Raw genomic sequence first — 4,103 nt, 5'->3', positions numbered from 1 at the left:
AAACGACTCCGATCACCGGTGGCAGCGCCTTCAACATCAAGGCCAAATCCCTACGCCTGGGCGCTTCGGCCAGATCGGGATGACTGAAGAGATGAAGAGTCTTCGGACCGAGCCGAAAGCGCAGCGCATCGCCGTACTGGCGCCACCACCCGGCCATAGTCTCTAACGGGCGCTTTTTGAACCTAGGCAGATGGCCAAGCAGAGGCACCGAGCCAGGAACATCGACGAGCGTGAAGGGGGAAACCGAGTCCGGCATGAGAGGACGGACCGTATCACACTATATCTGAGGCATCAAATGATGCATAGACGATGTTGCTGTTGATGAGTCTAGGCAGCGCCCCAGATAGCCAATACGAAATACAGACGAGCGACTCATCAAGCGCTATCGTCGCACTTTGTCCCTTTCAATAGGGCAACAATGGCCATCGCATGACCATGGCCCAAGTGAAAGTCATCTTTGAGCCATCTTACAATCGCCCCAGCCTTGACGTCTGTTGCCAGTTGTCCCTGGCGCGTGAATCCCTTTTTCTTGGCGAGCGCACGGAAGTCAGCGGGGCTTTTCCCTGTTTTTGCTTGGATGTTCGCCAGGTAGGCTTGGAATGACATGGCATTTCTCCATGAAAGGTTTGTCAAGTCTGTCGTGCTTACTCAATACTGCCGTTGGATAATCAACCAGAACAGTCGGGGTTCGCGAAGGACCAGTGCAACCCAAACCACTATGCTGAAGACGATCGAAAAGACGACAGGGGACGCCTCGCTTCCAGCGCGGACGTGAGTTGCTGTTGCACCGCCCAGATAGCCGGTCAACAAGATCGCCCCGAGAATGGCCGTCTTTGGGACGGCGTAAATCGCGGTGCAGGCAAGCAGCACGATGCCGATGCCGAGAAGCAGATCCGGAGCCAGTCCCAACTTCGTGGAGGCCTCCACGACAGGCGCAACCTGGATGATTTTAGTCACTCCGTCAAAGACAAGAAAAATCACTACCAAACTGGTGATGATTCGTCCCGCCCATAGCCTCCAGATTGTACGGTATGCGTGCTGAAGATATGTTGTCATGATTGTCTCGTTATGGGGAACATGATCACACCATAACGGACTATGTGGATTTCGTATTGTATAAAAACGACAACTGCTGTTCCGCACGGATAATTTGTGCCGGAGTTTGCCCGATCCAACGTTTCATCGACCTGGTGAAATGTGCTTGATCGTAGTAGCCCGCTTGATAAGTTGCATCGAGAATTGAGAGACCTTGCTTTAAAAGATTCGTCGCATGCCGGGCACGTTTGATTTGATGAATAGTGCCGCGCGTCAGTCCCGTCACTTCAAGGAAGCGCCGCTGTTCAGTTCGTGACGTCAGGTCCTGCGGTTGACCGAGGAGAACGGCATGTACCAAGGGATCCTTGACAATCAACCCGTCATGCACGAGCCGTTTCACGAAGGTTTCAGCATTCTCAAAATTCGGGTACTCCAAGGCCGAACCATTGAGCCAAAAAGATCGGCTTGTTGCGTTAGGCAAAGTTATGTCGTTTCGATCCCGGAGACTACCGGGACGAAACAGGGGCATGAATGTGCCAGCCTTGAAGCGGATGGCAAACCACTCGCCATGCGCAGGACATTCCGCTATTGTCGCTTTCGTTTCAGGCCCCCGCACTGTGATTGAGGTCTTACCCTCATGCCGTGTGACGACCATTTCCCAATGAATCGCTGCGATCGAGTGAAAAGTTCCAGCACGCTCACTGTGGCAACGCCAAACCCGTTCAACGAACGGGGAGTCTGATTGTCTTTCGTCAAAAATGATAAACAAGTCCCTGTCTCCACCAAGTTTCGAAATGTTCGCGAACTTCGTCACCAGCCGTCTAACTACGGAGTGTACTGGCCAGCATAGCATGGGTAACCAGACTGCAAACAGAGTCGCGATCTTGTCGTGTTCAGATCCCTATGAACACCCTTCTTCGACTTGTAGCATGCACGCCATAGTGATCTGTAGTGCCGCCGTGCGGCACCGTGTGGGTATTGCGATATTGCGCCAAACGCCGTGTTTCACGCCGATCAGCAGCCATTTCATGTTTTACGCTTTACTTTCAACAAAGCTTTGGTGTTGACCCTAACGATAGGATGCGCCAAGTCCAATAAGAAGCGATGAATGGATGTACGAACGGAGGATGGTCTTCGCTCTGTAGGAGAGGTCCCACCTAATAAGGCTTCGGGCAGCGATAGTGCTGCCACTAACGAATGTGTAAATTAGTGGTACGGTAGGCCCGCCTCTTGGGAAATGCATCTGAGGAATGGTATCCTGAAGATCTCAGTATCAGTTTCGGCACTGCAACTGTCATAGCAAAAAAGCGAACTGCTCGGAGCAATAATACGTATGAGCAGCTCAACTCGCTTCTCCCAGTTTACGAAGCAGGACCTTTGGACCAGAGATCTGACTACCATGTCAGGACTTCAACGGTTGGGCACTCAAGCGCTTCGACTCGCTACTGCCGTCGGCATGGAGTTTCGCCATCGGCTGCTCGATGCGCGGGCCGCCGGGCTTGTCTATACGACGTTGCTTTCGTTGGTGCCGTTTCTCGCCGTGATGTTCTCAGTGTTGAAGGGCTTCGGTGTCCATCATGTGATCGAACCCTTCTTGGCCCAGACGTTGGAGCCGCTCGGTCCTAAGAGTCGGGAGATGACCGCGACCATCATCGGTTTCGTGGACAATATCAAAATGGGCGTGCTGGGAGTGTTCGGGATAGCCGGCCTGTTCTATACGACCTATTCGCTGATCGACAAGATCGAACAAGCCCTGAATGCCATCTGGCAGGTGAAGCAGGGACGTACCTGGGAACGGAAGTTTACCGACTATTTGAGCGCGGTCCTCGTGGGACCGGTTCTCGTGGTAAGCGCGTTCGGCTTGCTCGCTTCACTCCAAAGCCACACCCTTGTCCAGCATCTTGTTAGGATGGAACCGTTTGGAACGCTGCTGGTGTGGAGCGGTGAAGTAGTTCCCTTCTTGATGCTCTGTGCCGTGTTCACCTTCTTCTACAAAATGATTCCCAATACCCATGTCCACATGCGTTCGGCAATCGTAGGCGGAATCTCGGCGGCCATCCTTTGGATGATTGCCGGTGAAGCATTTGCCAGATTCGTGGCCGCCTCCGCCAATTACAGCGCCATCTATTCGGGTTTCGCCGTGCTCATGCTGTTCCTGCTGTGGCTTTACGCCGGATGGATGATCGTGCTGATAGGGGCGCAGTTCTCCTTTTTCCACCAATATCCCATGGCCTATTTGTCCCGTCTGTTGTGGGAGCAGGGCACGCACGTCTTTCGTGAACAACTGGCACTTAAAGTATTGCGAGTCTTGGGGCATCACTACCTCAAAGGTGATCGTCCGTTGAGGCTTCCGGAACTGTCGAGCGAACTGACCATGCCCTTGTCTCTAGTGGAGGAGGAAGTAGAACGTCTCGTAGATAACGGGTTTGTGGGTCGCCTTCAGGAACCGGAAGGGGTGAGCCTTATCAAGTCGCCGGACTTGATCCTCGTGAAAGAGGTTCTGGATTCGGTACGCAATGGAAGCCCACCGTGGATACTGCCTCACCTCGATACCAGTGATCCGGTTGCTGGCCTCTTGCGCCGTCGGGATAAGGCGGTGGAACGAGCGTTGGTGGGAGAAACTGTCCGATCGCTGCTGCAAGACCAACCACCGTCCCCATCCACTGAGGCCTGATTGTATAAAGACTCACCGCCGACGCTACCCTCAAGCATTGAAACATGGGACTTGTGGTTTTAGTATGGGTTCTTTGGCTCCGAAGGCGAAATTAGGCTAGGCGGGTTGATGAGGGTGGAGTGTTGGGTCGGGTCGGTGTAATGAGCTGTTGAGTTTGCGGCGTGATCCTCCCTTGAGAGTCCATCATTTCAAACAGTAAACAGCACTTCAGTCGACCGCATACGCCCAGCAAGCGAGGGTCGTCGATCGGCAGTTCGAGCTTTTTCGCTTGTTTTGCTGAAATAGGCTTCACATCGGTCAGAAAACTCGCGCAGCACAGGACGAGGCCGCAGGTATCCATGCCACCAAGCCGTCGGGCTTCCTCACGTACTCCGACTTGACGCATTTCGATACG

5 protein-coding genes and 1 pseudogene are annotated in these 4,103 nt (G+C 53.4%); 1 reads left to right on the top strand and 5 read right to left on the bottom strand.

Annotation, left to right across the window (positions count from 1 at the left end):
* From ACOSYY_RS18515 to ACOSYY_RS18500, 4 genes and pseudogenes are all read right to left on the bottom strand, one after another.
* Window positions 1-256: pseudogene (locus ACOSYY_RS18515) on the bottom strand (hypothetical protein); the annotation flags it as partial.
* Between the two features lie 119 nt (window positions 257-375).
* Window positions 376-606: a DUF4287 domain-containing protein gene (locus ACOSYY_RS18510; protein ID WP_421664332.1), complete on the bottom strand. Its 231-nt coding sequence runs from the start codon at window positions 604-606 to the stop codon at window positions 376-378.
* A gap of 42 nt (window positions 607-648) precedes the next feature.
* Complete coding sequence (locus tag ACOSYY_RS18505) at window positions 649-1,056, bottom strand: DoxX family protein (RefSeq protein WP_421664331.1); 408 nt, start codon at window positions 1,054-1,056, stop codon at window positions 649-651.
* A gap of 40 nt (window positions 1,057-1,096) precedes the next feature.
* The gene (locus tag ACOSYY_RS18500; protein ID WP_421664330.1) at window positions 1,097-1,804 is read right to left on the bottom strand and encodes a helix-turn-helix domain-containing protein; all 708 of its coding nucleotides are present in this window, start codon (window positions 1,802-1,804) and stop codon (window positions 1,097-1,099) included.
* A gap of 564 nt (window positions 1,805-2,368) precedes the next feature.
* Between ACOSYY_RS18500 and ACOSYY_RS18495 the strand changes: the two genes are divergently transcribed.
* Window positions 2,369-3,709 carry a YihY/virulence factor BrkB family protein gene (locus ACOSYY_RS18495; RefSeq protein WP_421664329.1) on the top strand — a complete coding sequence of 447 codons (1,341 nt, stop codon included), beginning with the start codon at window positions 2,369-2,371 and terminating at the stop codon, window positions 3,707-3,709.
* Between the two features lie 91 nt (window positions 3,710-3,800).
* Here ACOSYY_RS18495 and ricT read toward each other — a convergent pair.
* A partial coding sequence (gene ricT / locus ACOSYY_RS18490) for a regulatory iron-sulfur-containing complex subunit RicT (RefSeq protein ID WP_421664328.1) occupies window positions 3,801-4,103 on the bottom strand: 303 nt, incomplete at its 5' end.

It is taken from the genome of Nitrospira sp. BLG_2, from assembly GCF_049222245.1.
Note: the sequence above shows the minus strand (reverse complement) of the source record. Positions and strands in the feature narration are given on the sequence as shown.

Excerpts from the sequence above, each read along its gene's own strand:
- ACOSYY_RS18510 (WP_421664332.1), bottom strand. The coding sequence starts at position 606 with ATGTCATTCCAAGCCTACCTGGCGAACATCCAAGCAAAAACAGGGAAA.
- ACOSYY_RS18505 (WP_421664331.1), bottom strand. The coding sequence starts at position 1,056 with ATGACAACATATCTTCAGCACGCATACCGTACAATCTGGAGGCTATGG.
- ACOSYY_RS18495 (WP_421664329.1), top strand. The coding sequence starts at position 2,369 with ATGAGCAGCTCAACTCGCTTCTCCCAGTTTACGAAGCAGGACCTTTGG.